14 protein-coding genes and 2 tRNA genes are annotated in these 19,647 nt (G+C 71.1%); 3 read left to right on the top strand and 13 right to left on the bottom strand.

Going from position 1 to position 19,647, the window contains the following annotated elements; all coding sequences use genetic code 11:
* Positions 1–38: 38 nt before the first annotated feature.
* Both ABNF97_RS20345 and ABNF97_RS20340 read right to left on the bottom strand, forming a co-directional pair.
* Positions 39–3,512, bottom strand: a complete 3,474-nt coding sequence (locus ABNF97_RS20345; RefSeq protein WP_349339426.1) for an ATP-binding protein — start codon at positions 3,510–3,512, stop codon at positions 39–41.
* The gene (locus ABNF97_RS20340) at positions 3,509–4,186 is read right to left on the bottom strand and encodes a hypothetical protein (protein WP_130460959.1); all 678 of its coding nucleotides are present in this window, start codon (positions 4,184–4,186) and stop codon (positions 3,509–3,511) included. Before ABNF97_RS20340 ends, ABNF97_RS20345 begins: the two co-directional genes overlap by 4 nt.
* A 383-nt stretch (positions 4,187–4,569) precedes the next feature.
* Between ABNF97_RS20340 and ABNF97_RS20335 the strand changes: the two genes are divergently transcribed.
* On the top strand, positions 4,570–4,899 hold the full coding sequence (locus tag ABNF97_RS20335) for a CU044_2847 family protein (protein ID WP_130460960.1): 330 nt from the start codon (positions 4,570–4,572) through the stop codon (positions 4,897–4,899).
* A 15-nt stretch (positions 4,900–4,914) separates the two neighbouring features.
* Entirely contained in the window at positions 4,915–8,973 is a 4,059-nt protein-coding gene (locus ABNF97_RS20330; protein WP_349339425.1) for an AAA family ATPase, read from the top strand.
* 23 nt (positions 8,974–8,996) lie between these two features.
* Here ABNF97_RS20330 and ABNF97_RS20325 read toward each other — a convergent pair whose 3' ends face one another.
* From ABNF97_RS20325 to ABNF97_RS20280, 10 genes are all read right to left on the bottom strand, one after another.
* Positions 8,997–10,364 carry a carboxylesterase family protein gene (locus tag ABNF97_RS20325; RefSeq protein WP_349339424.1) on the bottom strand — a complete coding sequence of 456 codons (1,368 nt, stop codon included), beginning with the start codon at positions 10,362–10,364 and terminating at the stop codon, positions 8,997–8,999.
* Positions 10,361–10,738 carry an ArsR/SmtB family transcription factor gene (locus ABNF97_RS20320; RefSeq protein ID WP_349339423.1) on the bottom strand — a complete coding sequence of 126 codons (378 nt, stop codon included), beginning with the start codon at positions 10,736–10,738 and terminating at the stop codon, positions 10,361–10,363. Before ABNF97_RS20320 ends, ABNF97_RS20325 begins: the two co-directional genes overlap by 4 nt.
* Positions 10,739–10,871: 133 nt before the next feature.
* On the bottom strand, positions 10,872–11,636 hold the full coding sequence (locus ABNF97_RS20315) for an ABC transporter permease (RefSeq protein WP_130460963.1): 765 nt from the start codon (positions 11,634–11,636) through the stop codon (positions 10,872–10,874).
* Positions 11,633–12,445: an ATP-binding cassette domain-containing protein gene (locus ABNF97_RS20310; protein WP_130460964.1), complete on the bottom strand. Its 813-nt coding sequence runs from the start codon at positions 12,443–12,445 to the stop codon at positions 11,633–11,635. Before ABNF97_RS20310 ends, ABNF97_RS20315 begins: the two co-directional genes overlap by 4 nt.
* The gene (locus tag ABNF97_RS20305; protein WP_130460965.1) at positions 12,442–12,822 is read right to left on the bottom strand and encodes a DUF1048 domain-containing protein; all 381 of its coding nucleotides are present in this window, start codon (positions 12,820–12,822) and stop codon (positions 12,442–12,444) included. Before ABNF97_RS20305 ends, ABNF97_RS20310 begins: the two co-directional genes overlap by 4 nt.
* Before the next feature lie 2 nt (positions 12,823–12,824).
* Positions 12,825–13,172, bottom strand: coding sequence for a helix-turn-helix transcriptional regulator (locus ABNF97_RS20300; protein WP_130460966.1), 348 nt, complete (start codon positions 13,170–13,172; stop codon positions 12,825–12,827).
* Positions 13,173–13,536: 364 nt separating this feature from the next.
* A tRNA-Ile gene (locus ABNF97_RS20295) sits at positions 13,537–13,613 on the bottom strand.
* Between the two features lie 214 nt (positions 13,614–13,827).
* On the bottom strand, positions 13,828–15,171 hold the full coding sequence (locus tag ABNF97_RS20290) for an FAD-dependent oxidoreductase (protein ID WP_349339422.1): 1,344 nt from the start codon (positions 15,169–15,171) through the stop codon (positions 13,828–13,830).
* Positions 15,168–17,297 carry an MMPL family transporter gene (locus tag ABNF97_RS20285; RefSeq protein ID WP_130460968.1) on the bottom strand — a complete coding sequence of 710 codons (2,130 nt, stop codon included), beginning with the start codon at positions 17,295–17,297 and terminating at the stop codon, positions 15,168–15,170. Before ABNF97_RS20285 ends, ABNF97_RS20290 begins: the two co-directional genes overlap by 4 nt.
* 166 nt (positions 17,298–17,463) lie before the next feature.
* Positions 17,464–17,536: transfer RNA gene (locus ABNF97_RS20280), tRNA-Asn, on the bottom strand.
* Positions 17,537–17,797: 261 nt separating this feature from the next.
* Here ABNF97_RS20280 and ABNF97_RS20275 point away from each other — a divergent pair.
* Positions 17,798–18,280 (top strand): hypothetical protein, encoded by a 483-nt coding sequence (locus ABNF97_RS20275; protein WP_349339421.1) that lies wholly within the window; start codon positions 17,798–17,800, stop codon positions 18,278–18,280.
* A gap of 140 nt (positions 18,281–18,420) precedes the next feature.
* On the opposite strand, the gene ABNF97_RS20270 is transcribed toward ABNF97_RS20275, so the two are convergent.
* A complete protein-coding gene (locus tag ABNF97_RS20270; RefSeq protein ID WP_349339420.1) occupies positions 18,421–19,428 on the bottom strand; it encodes a sugar phosphate isomerase/epimerase family protein in 1,008 nt (335 codons plus the stop codon).
* Positions 19,429–19,647 lie beyond the last annotated feature (219 nt).

Below are 19,647 nucleotides of genomic sequence, written 5' to 3'. Positions count from 1 at the left end.
CCGCTGATCTGGAATCAGTCAAGAATATGGGCTCGACATCACCCTGCCGGCACGGCCGCGCGGCGGACGACCTCCTCGGTCGTCAGCGGGCTGCGCGGATGATGGGTCAAGCACAGCGGCGCCTGCATCTTGACGAAACGGCCGCCCTCGACCCCGGAGTAGAACTGGCCGGTCCGCAGCTTGCCGACGTCGGCGATGTCGACGCCCTTCGCTCTGGCCACGTCCCGGGCCGCCTCGATCTGGACCGGTGCGGTCAGCAGCCCGAAGAACTGGGTGGCGGCGTTGCCGGGAATCTGGTTGTGCAGTGCCTTCGGCGCCTGCGTGGCGAAGACCAGGCCGAGTCCGTACTTGCGGGCCTGTGAGGTCAGCGCCAGGGTGCTCTGGGTGCAGGCGGTGACGGCCCCGGACGGGGCGAAAGTCTGTGCCTCGTCCATCACGAAGAGCCCGCCGAGCGGCCGGTCACCGGCCGGGTGGCGCTTGATCCAGGTGAAGAGCGCCAGCTGGAGCTGGTTGACGAAGCTCTGCCGCTGTTGATCGTCGGGCAACCCGACAAAACTGATCACCGACACCCGGGCGCGCCGGCCCGGCGCCGGGGTGAGTAGCTCACCAGGATCCACGGGCGCGCCGGCACCGCCGAACAGCGGGTCGTTGATCTGTGCGGCCTTGAGCAGCTGCGCCATGCTCGCCGCCAGTTTCGGTGCGCCGTCGAGCTGGCTCACCCCGTCCGGCAGCTCGTTGAGTACCTCGGTGAACTCGCGCACGTCGTTGGCGCCGGTCCGGGCGTAGCTGACTAGGGCCTCGCGCAGCACGGCCCGGCCGAGCCGCGCCTTGTCCGTGCCGCCGTCGACCCGGGCGTGCGGGGCGAGCGTGGCGACGGCGGCGTTTACCGCCCCGGTGAACCCGTCCGGGTCGTCGAGCACGTCCGCGAACCTGGGCAGCGGTTGGAAGGTCAGCGGCCGGCCGCTCTGCCGGCCCGGTGTCCAAATCACGACATCCGTCGCGGACAGGTACGCCGCCGCCCGGTCCGCGTCGTCCGGCCCCCACCCGGTCGGCTGCACTGGCCACGCCTCGCCGAGCCGGGCCAGATCGTTGTTCGGGTCGAGGACGATGGCGGAGACGCCGCGCAGGGCGCACTCCTCGATCAACCGGCGGAGCAGGACGGTCTTTCCGGAGCCGGAGCCGGCGAAGACGACCATGTGGCGGCGCAGTGACTCCAGGCCGATCCGCACCGGATCGGATCGCCCGGCGACCGTGCCGAGTGCCAGCTGGTGCGGATCGATCCAGGCGACCGGCCGGGATCCACGAGCCAGGTCGATCGGCTCGGACTCCGTCTCGGTCGACCGGGGCACGGTCTCAGCCGAGGCCGGCTCGGCAGGCTGGGGCACGGTCCCAGCCGCGGCCCGCTCGGCAGGTTGGGGCACGGTCCCAGCCGCGGCCGGCTCGGCAGGCTGGGGCGCGGGCCCGGAGGATCGCGGCGCCGCCGGGACCGACGCCCGACCGACCGCCCGGGCCGGCGAAGGCGGGCCCGATCCGGATTCGGGCTGCGGCGCCGACACCGACGGGAGCCGCTCACCGAGATCGACCGATGGCCGCGGCTCGGGCCCTGGATCCGGCCCCGCGACGAGCGGTTGCCCTGGCTCCCCGACCGCGTCGCGCCCGCTGGCCAACGCCTCCCGCAGACAGGTGACCTCCGCGGCGGGTCGCCGTTCCGCGAACCACGGCCGCAGGCTCTCCAGCCCGAAGTGCTGGATGAGCTGCTCCAGGGCCGCAAGTCGGCTGACGTCCGCGGCGGGAAAGGCGATCGTCCGGCCGCCGGCCCGTTCGAAGGCGTCCAGCACCTCCCGGGTACGGGCGCCAGCCGACCACGGCGCGCTGCGCAGCAGGAAGAGCCTGCGCTTGGCGACCCCCTCGGTGAGCCCGGCGGTGGTGATCGCGTTGCGGATCCGGTTGAGCGCGGCGATGTGGTGCGGCGCGGAGATCGCCCGGAAGGACCAGTGTTCCTCGTCCTCGCTCGCCTCGTCGAGGCTGTGGCGCAACCGTGCGTGCAGGGCCGGTTTCCCACCGGCGGGGAGCGGGTCGAGGCTGAACTCCTCCGCAGCGGCGCCCTGCTCGGCTATCCACGCGGTCAGCCCGGCCTGGAGGAGCACCGGGACCCGGGAGTCCTCGGACTGCTGGACTACGGCGGGCTCGGGATCGGCAGCGGCGATCAACTCCGCGTACCTGGTGTCGATCTTGCCGAACTCGTCCGGTCGGCTGCCGGCCGGTGGCGTACGGACCGCCGGGGCCGGTGTGGCGTCGACGTTCGCCCGGTCGTCGGCGGAGTGCAGCAGGTGGGTGAGTTCCCGTACCTCGCCGGCCGCGAGGCAGGCCCGGACGTGCGTGTCGATCCGGCGCAGCAACTCGCGTGGGGTGAAGTCGACCACCTCGTCGAACGCGGCGGGGTGGACCGGCCAGGTCGGGTACGCCGGCCGGAAACCCAGCTCACCGAAGGCCATCGCGAACCGCTTCTCGACCAACTCCCGCCCGACCTCGGTGGAGGGGATCTCCTTAAGCCAGACGGCTTCCCGGAACCGGTCCTGCACCGTGTCGGTGGCCTGCTCCTTCACGTTCTGCCAGGTCTGCGGCAGGCAGGAGACGACCGAGAGCGATCGCCGGGTGGTTTCCCGCAACGACATCAGACCGCTGGCGATCTGCTCCAAGAGCAGCGACGTCTGCCAGTCGGTCTCACCCCTGGCGTCGGCGTGCGTCGTCTTGACGGACTGCGCGACCATCAGGTCGATCTGGTCGACGGCGATCACCGTCGGGCCGACCATGGCCAGCAACCGGGACGCGTCCCGGACCACCTCCTGGGGTGCCCGTTTGTTCCGCCGTACGCCCCAGGTCGCGCGCGAGCCCGGCTCCTCCTCGTCGCTGGAGCAGAGGAAGTCGTAGCCGATGTCCTGCAGGGCGGGGGACTCTGCGGCGTAGAGCACCAGCGCGCGGGCGGTGTCCTGGCATTCGGTGCCGATCTGCCGGTTCGTCTTACGGATCAGGTCGACGAAGGCGTCGAGCGCGGGTCGGCTGAGTTCGGTGTCCCCGGTGACCGCCCGGCGTACCGCCCGCTGGGCGCCGACCAGATCCGCCAGGCCGCGCAGGAACGTGCGCAGCTGCGTCGTACCGTCCGGCATCGGCCTGGCGAAGTCCGCCAGCATCGACATCGCGGTGCTGCGCCAGAACGCGCTCGCCTCCAGCAGGCTGACCAGGAAGAAGAAGCCACCCCGCCGCTGCACCTGCTGGCGCACCACGCCGAGCAGGTGGGTCTTGCCGGTGCCCCGCTGGCCGAGGATGGCCACGCCCACCGGGCTGGAGTCGGCGCTGTCGTCCGCCTCCGCGACGCTGTCCAGCACCATCCCGGTGATGTCGCGGTGCAGGCCCTCGACGTGGAACGGCGTCGGTTTCCAGACGTCGTCCGGGGTCGGAGCCCAGTTGAACCGCAGCGCGGCCAGTGCCCTCTGCTCCTCCTCCGTGATCATGACGAGATGGCGATGAGGTGCTTGTCCTGGTTGCCGATGTTCACTGCGGCGGCCCGCTCCTCCGGCCGGAGTACCTTCTGGTTGGACTCGGGGACAAGGTGGACGTTCCGCTCCCGGTTCAGCCGGACCAGGGCGGCGTCCACCTCCGCACGGGGCAGGTCGCCGAGCGCGGAGCGCAGCTCGGAGAGCATCACGTAGTCGCCGGGCCTGCCCGCCAGTTCCTGGTAGGTCCGCCGCACCATCGTCGCCACGTCGGCGTCCCGGTCCGGTGCCGGGCCGGGGGCCGGCGGCGGGGCGGCGGCCAGCGCCGAGACGACGTCACCGCCGCTGATCTGCAACCGGAACAGGTCGTCGGCCCGGGTGCCCGAATGGTCGATGAGCCGGCGCAGGAAGTCGAGTGCGACGTAGAGGGCTCCACCGGTGCTGCCCGCGCCCCTCGGCGCCTCCGCGCCCAGTTCCTCGGCTGCCCGGCGCCATCCCTCGTCAGTCAGGGCCAACGTGATCGGTTTCTCGGTGACCTCGATCAGTTCGCGGGAGAGCAGTCTGCGGCGATGCTCCGCTTTCAGGCCGATCCCCGCGATGTTGGTGAAATAGGTCTGCGGCAGCGGGGTGGCCTTGATCATTAACGTGACGAGAATGCACCGGTCAACGAGCGTCAGTTCCTTTTCCGACATGCGGATGCTCCTCTGTGGCACGAGTCTTCGACCAGGCACACGGGGTTGAGCGAAGACTCAGGGGGTGGCCGGTGATCCGGGTCTGGCAACGGGGTGACCCGTGCCCGCGCCGATTCTGCCGACGCCACCGGGCAAGCGCAAGGTCACGTGCAGGGGCGCAGATAACTGACACCGCCGATTGAGTGGATCTTCAGTAATGCAGCCCGAAGGGGGTGCCTGAAACACCTGTTCGGAGCGATGGTTCGTGATCATGTATTCGCCCGTTGCCAAATATCGGAGACAGGGGGGAGCATGGCTGATCGGCGAGGGGGCCGAATCGGCGATCGCGGCGCGCCGAAACCCTCGTTCGTCCCTTTCCGCCGGACCAGCCACGGAGGTTACCGGTGCAGTCTGAGGTGGTCCGCTACCAGGTGGACGACAAGACGGTCGCGCTGATCGAGGTAGAACCGCCCGCGGGTTTCCAGCCCGCCGGGGTCGGCGATGTCGCCGGCTGGGTACGGGAGGCCGCCGCACCGGCGCTGGCCGCCGCCAAGGAGTTGCTGGAGCAGGTGAAGGCGGTCTCCCCCGACGCGGTCGAGGTGAAGTTCGGAGTCAAGGCGACCGGGACGGCGAACTGGGTGGTCGCCCGGGCGACCACGGAAGGAAACTTCGAAGTCACTCTGCACTGGCATCCGCGCGGATCCGTGCAGAGCGACACCGGGCCGGGGCACTGACGGACGGAGTGGCCGGTGGCAGCAGTCCCTGAGGACAGCCCGTGGGCAGTCGCCCTCCATCGGGGAGAGAACCAGGACACGCCGGTCGGCGCCGGCATCGTCATCGACACGAACCTCGTCCTCACCTGTCACCACGTGGCGTTCGCGGCCAACGGCGGCCTTTACGACGATCTCTGGGTCAGCTTTCCCCTCGCGTCGAGGGTCAACTACTTCGACCGGCGCAGGGTCCGGCAGTGCCTGCACGACGGCAAGCGGGCGGCGCACGTCGACCTGGTCGTCCTCGAACTGGTCGAGCCCGTCCCGGCCACCGTCGTACCGGCACGACTCCGCTGTCTGCGACCGAAACCGCTCGTCGGGCGCCCCTTCTGGACGTACGGGTTCCCGCGGGGAATCACCGGCGGCAGCCCGGTCACCGGGACCCTGACCGAGGTCGGTGGCTGGGGACACGTGATGGTCAACGGCGACGCCGGGGGCGTGCTCGGCAAGGGGTTCAGCGGCGGTGCCGTCTGGTCCCCGGAGTACCAGGCGGTGATCGGGGTCGTGGTCTCCGCGGACGCCCAGGGCAAGGGCCAGGCCGTGACGCTCTACTACGCCGACGAACAGCTACCCGAGATGAAGCTGCGGACGCTCTCCGCCTGGCGAGCCGAGGACGCCGATGACGCCGCGCTCTCTGCCTGGGGCTGGACGCTGCGCAGGGACGGGGAAGCCGGTCGGCACTGGCTGCCTCGGGCCAGGGGCGTGGCGGTCGACACCGAGGGTGGCGCCCGGTTCCGCGGCCGAACCGCGGCCCTGCGCCGGATCGTCGACTGGATCGATCGCCCGGCACCGGTAACCCGGGCACTGATCGTCACCGGATCGCCCGGCGTGGGAAAGTCCGCCGTCCTCGGCCGGATCGTCACCACCGCCGACCGACAGATCCGGGCATCCCTGTCCGGCGCTGACGCCGCCATCCAAGCCTCGATCGGCTCGGTCTCCTGCGCCGTGCACGCCAAGGGCAAGACCGCCGTCGAGGTGGCGCGGGAGATCGCCCGGGCGGTCGCCGTCGACCTGCCCGGCGCACCCGCCGACCTGATGCCGGCGGTACGCGAGCGGCTGCACGGCCGGCGTAGCCGGTTCACCCTGATCATCGATGCGCTCGACGAGACGGCGGACCCAGGCGATGCGCGGGTGGTCGTCGACGACATCCTGCTGGCGTTGGTCCGCAACTGCGGCCGGTACGGGATTCGGGTGGTGGTCGGCACCCGTCGCTGTGACGACCGGGGCGATCTGATCGCCTGCTTCGGCGACGACGCCGAACTGGTCGATCTGGACACCCCGGAGTACTTCGCCGAAGCCGACCTCGCCGACTACGCCCAGGCGACCCTGCAACTGCTCGGCGCCGAGCGGCCGGCCAACCCGTACGCCGCCGCCACCGTGGCGGCGCCGCTCGCCCGCCGGATAGCCGCCCTGGCGAAGGGAAACTTCCTGGTCGCCGGCCTCGTCGCCCGGGCACACGCGCTGCGTGACACCGCACCCGTCGATCCGGCCTCGGTGTCGTTCACCGCCACCGTGGCACACGCGCTGGACGCCTACCTATCGGGCCTGCCGGCGGCCGGCTCGACACCCGCCCGGCTGGCGCTGACCGCCCTGGCGTACGCCGAGACGCCCGGGCTGCCGCTGTCCCTGTGGCAGACCGCGACAGCGGCCCTCGGCGGAACGGTCACCGAGGCGGAACTCGGCACCTTCGCCCGTACCTCGGCGGCGAACTTCCTGGTCGAGACGGGCAGCGGGGCGCAGCCCGCGTACCGGCTTTTCCACCAGGCCCTCAACGACGCGCTGCTCGCCGACCGCGACGCCCGCGCTTCCCGCCGCGGCGACCAGCAGCGGCTGGTCTCCGCCTGGACGGATCTGGCCGGCGCCGCCGGTTGGGCGGACGCACCGGACTACCTGCTGCGGTCGCTGCCCCAGCACGCCGTCCGGGCCGGGCTCGTCGAGCGGCTGCTCGCCGACGAGGACTACCTGCTGCACGCCCACCTGGACCGGTTGCTCACGGTCACCGACGCGGAGCGGGCCCCGATGGCGCCGCTGCCGGCCGCCCGGGCGAAGCTGTTGCAGCGCACCCCGCTGGCGGTGGCGGCGGGGCCGGCCGAGCGGGCCGCACTCTTCTCGGTCGTCGACCGCCTCGACCGGCTCGGCAGCGGGATCGTGGCCAACGCCGCGCCGTACCGTGCCCGGTGGGCACACACCCCACCTCGACAGGAACGCAGTGTGCTGGACGGGCACTCCCAAGCCGTCTACGACGTCGCCGCCGTCGAGGTCGACAGTCGACGGTTGCTCGCCTCCGTCGGTGACGACGGCACCGTCCGGCTCTGGGATCCGTTGACCAACCAGGCCGAGCAGGTCTTCACCTGCCACGACGACACGATCCGCGGGGTGTGCGCGGTCCGAACCGGTGACGACGAGGTGTTGATCGCCACCGCCAGCCACGACGGCACGATCGGCCTCTGGGAGCCGCGGACCGGCCACCGCCGGCACGAGCTGCTCGGGCACGGCGACTGGGTACGCAACATCTGCGCCATTCCGCTCCCCGGCGGCGACCTGCTCGCCTCGGCCGGGGACGACCGGACGGTACGGGTCTGGGACCCGGCAACCGGCTCCGCCCGGTACGTGCTGGCCGGGCACGCCGGTTGGGCGACGGCGGTGACCTACCTGCCGGCCGGTGACCGCCACCTGCTGGCGTCCGCCGGCTACGACGGCCTGGTCCGGATCTGGGAGCCGACCGCCGATGCCGAGCCGACACGGGTGCTCGCCGGCCACACCGGATGGGTCACCACGCTGTACGCGGTCCGCGCCCCCGGCGGCACCCTGCTCGCCTCGGCGGGCTACGACGGCACCGTACGGCTGTGGGATCCGTTGACCGGCCGGTGCGTCCGGGTCCTCGACACCGGCGGGCCGGTGACCGACCTCTGCACGGTCGACGTCAACGGCGGTTGTCTGCTGGTCACCACCGGTGAGGACGGGCTCATCCGGCTGTGGGAGGTACCGACCTGGACGCAGCGGCCGAGCCTGCGCGGGCACGCGAACTGGATCCGCGCGGTCTGCGAACTGCGGACGGCGAAGGACCGGATGCTGGCCACCGCCGGAGACGACGGCACGGTCCGGCTGTGGGATCCGGCCGGAGGTCAACCGCCCGACACGGTCGCCGACCAGGACAGGTTCGGATCGGTACGCGCGCTCTGCCGAGTCCCGGGCGAGGGGTCGACGCTGGTCGCCTCCGGTGACGGCGACGGCCAGGTGCGCTTCTGGGACGTCGACACCGGCGAGCGGGTACGGGAGTTCAGCACGTCAGGCGGCGCGGTCAACGCGATCTGCGCGGTGGCCGACGACGAGGAGCCGCTGGTCCTCACCGCCCACGACGACAACGTGGTCGAGTCCTGGGACGTCCGGGACGGCTCGCCGGTGCGGGAGATGACCGAACACCACGACCGGGTCGCGGCGATCTGCCCGATCGTGGTGCGGGGCGAGTGCCTGGTCGCCTCCGCCGGGGACGACCAGGCCATCCGGTTGTGGCACCCGCACACCGGCGGCGTACGCAAGGTCCTGCTCGGCCACGTCACCCGCGCCTGGGTGACGGCGTTGGCCACGGTCGACTGGCGGGGCGTCGAGGCGCTCGCCTCGGCGGACAAGAGCGGCACCGTGATGCTGTGGGGCGGTGGCGACGCACCGCTCTGGACCCAGCAGGGCCACCAGGATGCCGTGAACGCGCTCTGCGGTGTCACCGTGGCCGGCCGGCCAGCGCTGGTGTCGGGCAGCGCGGACCACACCATCCGGATGTGGGACGCCGAACAGGGTCAACCGGTCCGGTGGTTCATCGGGCACACCGCCGCGGTGACCGGGCTGAGCCTGGTGCGGGTCGGCGGCCGGGACCTGGTCGCGTCGACCAGCCGGGACCGTACGGTGCGAATCTGGGATCCGATGACCGGCCGGATGCTGCGGAAGATCCCGGTCTACCATCCGGCCCTCGCCTGCTGCACGGTGGGCGACACCCTGCTGGTGGGTCTGGATCAGGGGTTGCTCGCGCTGGCATTCCGGTGATCGGCGCGCCCGCCCACCGGCGGTCAGTCCGGCAAAAGGCTGATCGTGTCGCTCTCCCCGACGTCCGGCACCGTGCCGGTGCGGGCAAACTCGGCCCAGATGCGGCGAACGACGCGACCGCGGCGGTCCACATCGGCCCAGTCGGCCGACCCGAGCAGTGCCGCTCCTTCCCACGCCTGGCGGGTGCCAAGCAGGAGTGGCAGGTCGGTGAGGTGTGCGGCGCCGTACCCGTTGTCGTCCGGCCGCCAGGTCATGCGGTACCGGTACGCGCGACCGCCAGCGGCCCGGTGCCGGGCGACGAACTGTCGGGCGGGGGTTTCGTACATGCTGCGGGTGGACGGCGTGACGATCAGTCGCCGCACGACGTGACCGAGCACCGGCAACCGGAACACTCCGTTCAGGGCTGGCACCAGTGCCCCGATCACCCCGGTCTCCTCCAGCGTGCAGCCGATCAGGACATCGACCCGCCCGGCCGCCTCCCGCCATGCCGCGTCCCGCTCGGCCCCATCGGGCACCGGCGGAAGACCCGGCTGCACGTCGAACGGCATTCTGCTCGCCATCCCATGTCCCCGCGCCGCCCGCTCGGCCACCGGCTGCAGCGCGAGGATCTCCTCGACCGGGGCGTCCCGCGACAGCACACCGACCGCCGCGAGCATCGCCTCGGTCATGGCGGCCCGGCCCGCCGCGACGGCCAGTGGGGCGCTCTGCATGATCGCCCGCCGGAACAGACCCTCGGCGCCGTCGCTGATCATCAGGTACGCGATGGCGGCGGCGCCCGAGGATTGGCCGAAGACCGTGACCAGATCGGGGTCGCCGCCGAACGCGCTGATGTTGTCCCGGATCCACCGCAGGGCCGTCAACTGGTCGAGCAGGCCGAGGTTTGCCGGCACCTCGGCGCCGTCGCCGAGGAAGCCGAGCATCCCGAGGCGATAGGTGACGGTGACGACGATCACGCGCTGTTCGACCACCAACGCACGCGGATCGTAGTGTGCGAAATCACCGGCACCGGCGACGTTGCCGCCGCCATGGATCCAGACCAACACCGGCAGCCGCTCGTCGGCGCCGAGATCGGCCGGAGCGGTGACCGAGAGCCGCTGGCAGTTCTCGTCCGTGCCCAGGTCGTCGTCGCCGATCAACCGGGCGAAGAGCTTCGGCGGCAGTTGCGGCGCGGCCGGGGCCCGCCGGAACGCGTTGACCGGTGCGTCGTATCGGGTGACCTGGACGGGAGGAGCGAACCGCGCCGCCTCCGCGTACCGGATGCCGAGCGCCCGCACCACATCGTCGTCGGCCAGCCCCACGACGACTCCGGTCTTGAGCCCGAAGCGTCGCTCGGCCGGGTCAGCCACTGAACCGGCACCGTCGTTCGCGCTCATCCGGTCTCGCGGACTCATCCGGTCACCGTCTCGAAGCCAGCAGCACCATGGCTGGGGCACAGCTCGACCGCCGAACCGGTCGCCGCGAGCACACCCTCGGCGGCCTGGAGCAGATCCATCAACTCCGGACGGGTCAGCGTGTAGAACGACTGCCGGCCCTCGGTGCGGTAGTCCACCAGGCCACAGTCGCGAAGGCAGGCCAGGTGCTTGGAGACGGTCGACTGGGCCATCCCGAGTTCGGTGGTCAGGTCCACGACCCGCGCCTCACCCGCGGTGAGTCGCCGCACGATCCGGAGCCGCGTCTCGTCGGCCAACGACCGGAACAGGGCCACCGCCGGAGTCATCCCGGCCGCGATGTTCGCGGTCACGCACTCCCCATCTGTCATCGCCATCTGGCGATGATAGCCCCTGAGCGCGATGGTACGTTAGGAGGCCGCCGATCCAAGCCAATCCCGCACAAGACGGAACTACGCACGAAGACAGCGGCGCATTCCTGCGGATGCGGCGCTGCCTTCGTGCGATCGGCTAGCTGATCTTCTTGCGGTAGATCGCTGTCGCGGCGGCGTAGGCGGCCACGAGCGTGCCGGCACACCAGGCGAGGGCGATCCAGATGTCGGCGCCGACGGGTTGCTGCGCAAACAGCGCGCGGAGAGTATCGACGATGGACGTCACCGGCTGGTTCTCGGCGAACCAGGCGACGGGGCCAGGCATCGAGTCGGTGGGAACGAACGCCGAGCTGATGAAGGGCAGAAAGATCAGCGGGTAGCTGAAGGCGCTCGCGCCGTCGACGGTCTTGGCGGACAGCCCCGCTATCACGGCGATCCAGGTGAGGGCGAGGGTGAACAGGATCAGGACGCCGGCGACAGCGAGCCAGTCCGCTACGGAGGCGCCGGTGCGGAACCCCATGATCAGCGCGACGCCTGTGACGATCACGATCGAGGCCAGGTTGGCGACGAGCGAGGTCAGGACATGCGCCCAGAGCACGGAAGGTCGCGGGATCGGCATCGACTGGAAGCGCTCGAAGATGCCGCCCCGCATGTCGAGGAAGAGGCGGTACGCCGTGTAGGCGATGCCGGATGCGATCGTGATGAGCAGGATGCCCGGAAGCATGTAGTCGATGTACGACTCGTCGGATCCGGTGTTGATGGCTCCGCCCAGCACGTACACGAAAAGCAGCATCAGCGCGACCGGGGTGACCGCTGTGGTGATGATGGTGTCCGGGCTGCGGAGGATGTGCCGCAGAGAGCGGCCGGTGAGGGTTCCGGTGTCACTCAGGGCGTGGGCGGTCATCGTGATTCCTCTCCTCCCGACCCGGCTGCCTTGCCGGCGGCGTCACCGGTGTCGCCGACGAGGGCCAGGAAGATGTCCTCGAGGGTCGGCTGCTTCTCGACGTACTCGATCGTGGCGGGCGGAAGGAGCTGCTTCAGCTCGGCGAGAGTGCCGTTCTGGATGATCTTGCCCTTGTGCAGGATCGCGATCCGGTCGGCGAGTTGCTCGGCCTCGTCGAGGTACTGGGTGGTCAGCAGGATGGTCACACCATCCCTGGCGAGCTGCTTCACCGTCTGCCAGACCTCGATGCGGGCCTGCGGGTCGAGGCCGGTGGTCGGCTCGTCGAGGAATACGACCGGCGGGTTGCCGACAAGGCTCATCGCGATGTCCAGCCGCCGGCGCATGCCGCCCGAGTACGTCGCCGCCCGGCGACTCCCGGCATCAGTGAGGGAGAAGCGGGCGAGCATGTCGTCGGCGATCACACCCGGGTTCCTCAGATGGCGGAGCTTCGCGACCAGGACCAGATTCTCCCGGCCGGTGAGCACTTCGTCGACTGCGGCGAACTGGCCGGTCAGACTGATCGACTTGCGTACGTCGCCCGGGGCCGAGGCGACGTCGAAGCCGTGCACGGTCGCGGTGCCGGCGTTCGCCTTGAGCAGCGTCGACAGGATCCGTACCAGCGTGGTCTTTCCGGCGCCGTTCGAGCCGAGCAGAGCGAGGATACTCCCGGATGCCACGTCGAGGTCGACGCCCCGCAGCACGGGTAGGTCCTGGTAGGACTTTGTGATGGCCCGCACCCTGATCGCGGGTTCGCGCGTCCTGGTCGTCATGCACCCTTCTCCTCGCCGTTTCCGCCGGCGGCGGCGTCGATCGCCTTCCGGAGGCGCTCGCGTTCCCTGTCTATCCACTGCTTGCCGGAGTACGCCTGCAGGAACGTCTCGGCGAACTCGACCGGGTCGTCGCCGACGACCGCCCGGACCGGCGTTCCGTCGGCGACCGCACGCTCCCAGAGGTCGACGAAGTCGCCGAGCATCGTGACGAGCGTGTCCCCGTCGAGAATCCCTCCGTGGTACATGAAGTACCGCTGAAGGGCCTTGGCCGCGCTGCGATAGGGCTCCGGCAGGGCCTCCATGCGGGCCATGTGGTACTTGTACTGCTTCTTCTGCTCAAGCGACCCGACAAGCGTCTCGATCCACTTCGCAGCCATGCTCATGCTCCTTCGTCCTGTCGATGGTCGTTGTGGTGGAGTTGCTCGATGCGTTCCGCGAGGACGCTCCACGTCCTCCAGAACTCGGCGAGTTGCTCCCGCCCCTTCGCGTTGAGCGAGTACACCTTCCGCGGGGGGCCTTTCTCGGAGGGAACCTTCTCCACGTCCACGAACCCGCGCTGCTCGACCCGGACGAGCAGCGCGTAGATGGTGCCTTCCGCGATGTCCGAGAATCCGCGGTCGCGCAGCCACGCGGTGATCTCGTAGCCGTACGCGGATCTGCGGGCCAGGATCGCCAGGACGATGCCTTCGAGAGTGCCCTTCAGCATCTCGGTCATCTGGTTGCCCATGCCGCCACCCTTCGCTACTAAGCACCACTGACTACCGGTATACAGTAGCACTAGGTACTGGTAGATAGCAACGCTGAATACCGAGGGGTCTCAGAACCGGGCACTCGGACCGGAGCCCACCGCGTGCTGACCCTGCCGCTGGGCTTGGACGGCCTGGTGGCGGATCGGGTCGAGCTGGCCGAGGACGGGATTCCGGTGATGCACCGCCACCGGGGATGAGCCGGCAACACCCGACTCGGTCGGTTGCGCTTGCCAAATCGCAGTCCGCCGGAAGACAGCACAACGCCCACCAAGCCGAGCGCCGACCACGGCACTGGTTCGCGTAATGGCAAAGCCGCAGCGGCACAACAGCAGGTCACGGTCTTGGTGGGGCGAGCGGGACTCGAACCCGCGACCGAGGGATTATGAGTCCCCTGCTCTAACCTGCTGAGCTACCGCCCCCCAACTGGCGCCGAAAATAGTAACTCCGGCACAGCGTCGGCCGACATCGACGTGTGGCGTCCACCAGTGAAGATCGAATCAGCCGTCTCCGGCACACCGGATCTCACCGGTTCGACACCGCCTCGGCGGTTCCGGCACGGCGAGAATACCAACCGGCATCGACATCGGGTGACCGGCGAGCGGCCGGTCGGGTCCGCGACCGGTGCGGGCGGGATCAGCCCTCCAGGTACCGGTTGATCGCCCCGGCCGCCCGCCAGCCGCTGGCCAGCGCTCCCTGCGCGGACGGGCTCCCCCGGTGGTCCCCGGCCACGAAGAGTCCCTCCCCCAGCGCCACCGGCTTGCGCAGCCGTCCCTGCGGCGGCAACGCGGCCGGCAGCGCCTCCGGCACCGGGACGGTGGTCAGGTGCTCCCAGTCGTCGACCGGGCGGCCGTACAGTCGGGCGAGTTCGGCCCGGACCAGCGGCTCCGGCGGCGCCGTCGGACCGGCCACCGAGGTCGCCACCAGGTGCCGCCCGGCCGGGGCGTACGACGGCGCGGCGCGACTGACCACGACCGTGTTCGCGACGAGTTCCCGCCGGTCCCCGTCGAGCAGCGGGATCGGTTCCTCCAGCGGGGGTTCGACCGTCGAGTGGTAGTAGGTGGTCAGGGCGTTCATGCGTACCCGGCCGAGGGATGGCAGCAGGACGCTCGCGGTGGCCGGGTCGGTGGCGACGAGTACGGCCCGGCAGCGGACCGCGCCCGCCGAGGTGCGAACCAGCCCGGGGCGCAGCGAGGTGGCGCCGACGCCGAGGACGATCAGCGACTCCGGCAGCGGGGCGGCGACCGCCTCCGGCAGGGCCGCGATCCCGGCCGCCGGCAGCCCGATCCGGCCCCGGGCGAAGGACCGGACGATCATCGCGAAGACGTGGCTGGAGGTGCTCAGCTCCCGCTCGCCGAAGACTCCGGAGAGGAACGGCCGGAGGAGTTCCTCGACGATCCGGTCGGAGAGCCCGGCCCGGCGCAGCGCCGCCTCGGTGCTGGTCTCCGGGGCCGCGAGCAGCCGGCCCGCCGGGTAGCTCGCACACCGGGCCGCCAGCGCGGCCAGCCGGAGCCGGTCGCCGGCCCGACCCACGCTGCTGATCCGGGGTACGTCGGCAAGCGCGCCACCGGCCACCCGACCGACGTTCCCGGTGTGGGCCAGCCGGCCCACCCCGGCCGCGTCGGCGAGGCCGGTCAGCACCGTACGAGCGGCGCCGAACGGGTCCCGCAGCGGGTGCGCCATCCGGTGCAGGGTCTCGCCCCGGCGCACCATCACGCCCTGGGTGAAGAGGCCGAGCCTGAGCGGGGTCAGGTCCACCAGGGCGGACAGCCGGGGATAGCCGGTGTTCACCACCTGGAAGCCGCGATCGATCAGGTACCCGTCCACGCTGTCGGTGCCGACCCGGCCGCCGAGCCGCTCGGCGGCCTCGACCAGCAGCCAGGGCGTGCCGGCGCGGTGCAGCCGGCGGGCGGCGGCGAGCCCGGCCAGCCCACCGCCGACGATCACCACATCGGTCTGCGCCGGTAGCTCGGCAGTCACGTCCCCTCCCGACCGGGACGGTCGGGGATCCGGGACAGCCGGGACGGCCACCAGACCGCCGGCCCGATGTCGTAGGTCAACGCCGGCACCAGCAGCGACCGTACGACGATGGTGTCCAGCAGCACGCCGAGGGCGACCGCCAACCCCAGCTCGACCAGGACCACCAGCGGCAGTACGGCCAGCGCCGAGAAGGTCGCGGCCAGCACGAATCCGGCGGAGGTGATCACCCCGCCGGTGACCACCAACCCGCGCAGCACTCCGGGCCGGGTGCCCTGACGCACGGACTCCTCCCGTACCCGGCTCATCAGGAAGATGTTGTAGTCGATGCCGAGCGCCACCAGGAAGACGAACGCGAACAGCGGAAACGACGCGTCGACGCCGGGGAAGCCGAAGCCGTACCGGAAGAGGAAGGCGCAGAGCCCGAGGGTGGCCAGGAACGACAGCACCACCGTCAGGATGAGCAGGATCGGCACGAGCAGGGCCCGGAGCAGTAGGGCCAGGATCACCGCGATCACGCCGAGCACCGCCGGGATGATCACGTTCCGGTCCCGGGTGGTGGCGTCGTTGATGTCCACGCCGACCGCGGTGGGGCCGCCGACCACCGCGTCCGCGTCCGGCACCCCGTGCACGGCGACGCGCAGCTCGCGTACCGTCTGCTCCGCCTCGGCGCTGTCGGCCGGCGCCGTCAGGGTGGCCTGGAGCTGGATCCGGCCGTCCACCACCTTCGGTGGGCCGCCGGACGCGCCCGGCCCGGATGCCGGGCCGGGCGCGTTGGCGTCGTCCGCCGGGACGGTACGCACCTCGGCCACCCCCGGTACGGAGCGGGCCGCCGCCCGCACCCGGTCGGCCGCACCGGCCAGCGGGAAGATGGTGACCGGGCTGCCCAGTCCGCCGGGATAGTGCTCGTCGATCACGTCCTGGGCGATCACCGAGTCGGTCCGGTTGGTGAACTGCTCGGACTGGCCGAGCCGGGTGGCGCCGAGCTGGGTCAGGCCGAAGCCGAGCACGATCAGGGCCAGGGTGGTCAGTACCCAGACGAGCCGGGCCCGGCGGGCGATGAAGCGCGCGACCGGTTCCCACAGCCGGCCGACCGAGGCGGTCTGCTCGACGTACGGCGACCGGGGCCAGAACGCCCACCGCCCACCGAGCAGCAGCATCGCCGGCAGGAAGGTCAACATCACCACCAGGGTGGCGCCGATGCCGAGCGCCGCGACCGGCCCCATGGCCTGGTTGGAGCTGAGGCTGGAGAGCAGCAGGCAGAGCAGCCCGGCGATGACGGTGCCGCCGGAGGCGAGGATGGCCGGGGCGGCGCCCCGCCAGGCGGCGAGCATCGCCGTCCAGGTGTCGTGGTGCCGGGACAGCTCCTCCCGGTAGCGGGCGATCAGCAGCAGGGCGTAGTCGGTGCCGGCCCCGAAGACCAGCACGGTGAGGATGCCCTGGGCCTGTCCGTTCAACGTGATCACGCCGCTCCTGGCCAGGAAGTAGACGGCCACGGCGGCGAGCGCGTACGACAGACCGGCAGCCAGCAGCGGGATGGCCCAGAGCACCGGGCTGCGGTAGACCACCAGCAGGATGACGAGTACCACGGCGAGGGTGACCAACAGCAGCGGCCCGTGCAGCGACGAGAAGACCTCGATCAGGTCGCCGAGCAGTCCGGCCGGACCGCCGACCACGATGACCTGGCCGGCGTCGCCCTTTCCGGCGATCCGGCGCAGTTCGTCGACCGCCGCCCGGGCCCGGTCGTCCTCGGCGTTGTCCACCGGCACGATCACCTGGAGCGCCTTGCCGTCGGCGCTGGGTACCGGCGGCGGCAGCGGCGCGACCACCCCCGGTACGGTGGCGAACCGGGTCGCGTCCGCGCTGGCCCGCTGCCGGTCGGCGTCGGTGACGCCACTGTCCCGGACGTAGACGACCAGCGCCGGGATGGTCTGGCGCTCGACGAATCCGGCGGCGAGCCGCTCTGCCCGGGTGGCCTCGGCGTCGGCCGGCAGGAACACCGCGTTGTCGTTGGTGGCGACCCCGCTGAGCCTGCCCGGGTACGGCGCCGACAGCGCACCGACCGCCAACCAGCCGACGGCGACCAGGGCGGCGATCAGGATGGCGCCGCGACGCCGCGATCCAGCCATCTCCCACCCATCCGTTCCGTGCCCGGCGCGCCGTCCGGCCAGCGCGTGCCGGTACGGGCGCGGTGCATCACGCCAAAGAGGTGACCGCCGTGGCTGACCGGTGCCGGACGGGCCCCAGATACGACGATGCCCGTCGGCGGGGCCGACGGGCGGGATGTTGGAAAAGCTCCCCCGTTTGGACTCGAACCAAAAACCTGCCGGTTAACAGCCGGCTGCTCTGCCAATTGAGCTACGGGGGATCGCTTTGACCGGCGCCGGATCTCTCCAGCGCCGGGCGACGGGACAAGAGTACAGGACAGCCGGGGCTGCTGGGCTACCGGGTTTGTCAGCACGGCGCCCGATGCCTGATATCTGGACAAAACGGCACGGCGGGCCACGAGCAGGCATGACATCGGTGGAGGATGGGTACCGGCCTGGGGACAGATGACGCAGGCGCGACACGGTCGCCCACCGGGACAACCGAGGGCGCTGACCGCGTCAGAATACGGAGAGGAGCCGTCATGCGCGGAAAGCTGTGGTTCGTCGGCGGGCTGGCTGTGGGCTTCGTCCTGGGCGCCCGCGCGGGCCGGGAGAGGTACGAGGAGCTGGTTCTCAAGGGTCGCAAGGTCCTCGACCACCCGACGGTGCAGGAGGCGGCCGGGGTGGCTCAGGCCCAGGCTTCCCGCCTGTACACCGAGGGCAAGGACCGGCTCGGTCACACCCGGCTCGGCGAGAAGCTCGCCGTTGGCAACGGCAGTCCGGCAGAGTCGGGCAACGACGACAGCGGTCGCCCGGACGCGGCCGCCGGATCGGGTTCGGCCTCCGGGTCGACCTCAACGGGATCGAGCGCGAAGTCCGGCTCGACCACCCCGTCCGGGTCGACTACGACGTCCGGATCGGGCACGACGTCCGGGTCGGGTGCGAAGGCCGGCTCGACCACCAAGTCGTCGACGACCGCCCCCGCCTCCCGGGCGGCGTCGGGAACGAACGGCACCACGTTCTGAGCCGGAAACAACGCTCCGAGCGCAGGGGAACGATGCTCTGAGCACCGGGGCACGCCCCTGTGGGCAGGTGTACCAACCCGCGTGACGGTGCGGGCCGACCCGATCCCGGGTCGGCCCGCACCGTTCGCGGCGGGAGCGTCTCACTCCTTGCTGCTGAACGCGGCGTCGAAGGCGGCGCTCGGGGCGTCGAAGGCGAGCCGGCGGACGAACTGCAACGCCTCGGGCGCACCGACCAGCCGGTCCATCCCGGCGTCCTCCCACTCGATCGAGATCGGGCCGTCGTAGCCGATCGCGTTCAGCGCCCGGAACGAGTCCTCCCACGGCACGTCGCCGTGCCCGGTGGAGACGAAGTCCCAACCCCGGCGCAGGTCGGCCCAGGGCAGGTGGGACGAGAGCCGGCCCCGCCGCCCGTCTCCGGTACGCACCTTCGCGTCCTTGCAGTCGACGTGGTAGATCCGGTCGGCGAAGTCGAAGATGAAGTTCACCGGGTCGAGTTCCTGCCAAACGAAGTGCGACGGGTCCCAGTTCAGCCCGAACGCCGGCCGGTGCCCGATCGCCTCCAGGGTCCGCTTCGTGGTCCAGTAGTCGTACGCGATCTCGCTCGGGTGCACCTCGTGCGCGAAGCGCACCCCGACGGAGTCGAAGACGTCGAGGATCGGGTTCCACCGGTCGGCGAAGTCCTGGTAGCCCTTCTCGATCATCGACGGCGGAACCGGCGGGAACATCGCCAGGGTGTGCCAGATCGACGAGCCGGTGAACCCGACGACGGTCTTGACGCCGAGCTTCGCCGCCGCCCGGGCGGTGTCCTTGATCTCCTCGGCGGCCCGCTGCCGGACCCCCTCCGACTCCCCGTCACCCCAGATCCGGGCCGGCAGGATGTCCCGGTGGCGCTCGTCGATCGGGTGGTCGCAGACCGCCTGCCCGACCAGGTGGTTGGAGATCGTCCAGACCTTGAGGTTGTACTTGGCCAGCGTCTGGCGCTTGCGGTCGACGTACGAGTCGTCGGCGAGCGCCTTGTCGACCTCGAAGTGATCACCCCAACAGGCGATCTCCAGCCCGTCGTAGCCCCACTCCGAGGCCAGCCGGCACACCTCCTCGAACGGTAGGTCGGCCCACTGGCCGGTGAAGAGCGTGATGGGTCGCGCCATGGTCTTTCTCCCTGTCGGTCACGCGGGATTCGCGACTGCGCCGGCTCGGCGCCGGTGGACCGGGGCGAGGGTGACCGTCCGGAACGGTGGCGGAAACTCCCCCGGCGGTGTGGTCGGCACGTGCGCAACCGCACCTGAGCCGGACGGGTTGCGCCTCCCGCCCGGTCGCCGGCCAGCGCCGGGGATCGCCACGACCACTCTAGGCCCTGCCGACCGGCC

The organism is Plantactinospora sp. B6F1 (assembly GCF_040120695.1).
Taxonomy (GTDB): Bacteria; Actinomycetota; Actinomycetes; order Mycobacteriales; family Micromonosporaceae; genus Plantactinospora.
Note: the sequence above shows the minus strand (reverse complement) of the source record. Positions and strands in the feature narration are given on the sequence as shown.

Bases quoted from the DNA above. Each gene is read 5' to 3' on its own strand.
- ABNF97_RS20320 (WP_349339423.1), bottom strand. From the start codon at position 10,738: ATGGCGATGACAGATGGGGAGTGCGTGACCGCGAACATCGCGGCCGGG.
- ABNF97_RS20345 (WP_349339426.1), bottom strand. From the start codon at position 3,512: ATGATCACGGAGGAGGAGCAGAGGGCACTGGCCGCGCTGCGGTTCAAC.
- ABNF97_RS20285 (WP_130460968.1), bottom strand. From the start codon at position 17,297: ATGGCTGGATCGCGGCGTCGCGGCGCCATCCTGATCGCCGCCCTGGTC.
- ABNF97_RS20315 (WP_130460963.1), bottom strand. From the start codon at position 11,636: ATGACCGCCCACGCCCTGAGTGACACCGGAACCCTCACCGGCCGCTCT.
- ABNF97_RS20305 (WP_130460965.1), bottom strand. From the start codon at position 12,822: ATGGCTGCGAAGTGGATCGAGACGCTTGTCGGGTCGCTTGAGCAGAAG.
- ABNF97_RS20310 (WP_130460964.1), bottom strand. From the start codon at position 12,445: ATGACGACCAGGACGCGCGAACCCGCGATCAGGGTGCGGGCCATCACA.
- ABNF97_RS20340 (WP_130460959.1), bottom strand. From the start codon at position 4,186: ATGTCGGAAAAGGAACTGACGCTCGTTGACCGGTGCATTCTCGTCACG.
- ABNF97_RS20325 (WP_349339424.1), bottom strand. From the start codon at position 10,364: ATGAGTCCGCGAGACCGGATGAGCGCGAACGACGGTGCCGGTTCAGTG.
- ABNF97_RS20275 (WP_349339421.1), top strand. From the start codon at position 17,798: ATGCGCGGAAAGCTGTGGTTCGTCGGCGGGCTGGCTGTGGGCTTCGTC.
- ABNF97_RS20270 (WP_349339420.1), bottom strand. From the start codon at position 19,428: ATGGCGCGACCCATCACGCTCTTCACCGGCCAGTGGGCCGACCTACCG.
- ABNF97_RS20300 (WP_130460966.1), bottom strand. From the start codon at position 13,172: ATGGGCAACCAGATGACCGAGATGCTGAAGGGCACTCTCGAAGGCATC.